1 protein-coding gene is annotated in these 265 nt (G+C 72.5%); it reads right to left on the reverse strand.

The features are described from left to right. The coding region (gene orn, locus ACKX14_RS16015) for an oligoribonuclease (protein WP_422449399.1) at positions 1-265 on the reverse strand (265 nt) is incomplete at both ends.

Here is a 265-nt window from a genome sequence, read left to right on the forward strand (position 1 = left end):
TGGCCCGCGAGCTGCGGCATGTAGCGGATCAAGAACCGGCGGTCGTGGCCGATCGAGTTGCCGCACAGCGGCGACTTGCCGGGCGGGCAGTGGCGGCGGACCAGCTCGAGCACCTGCGCCTCGGCCTCGGCGAGCGTCACCGTCGACGCCTTCACCGCCGCCGTCAGCCCGCTGTTGCCGTGCTGGCGGGTGCACCACTCGTCCATCGCCTCGAGCACCTCGTCGGGCTGGTGGATCACGAGGTCCGGGCCCTCGGCGACGACGT

Source organism: Thermorhabdus hydrogeniformans, assembly GCF_049310025.1.
GTDB lineage: Bacteria > Bacillota > Thermosediminibacteria > Thermosediminibacterales > Tepidanaerobacteraceae > JBJYKD01.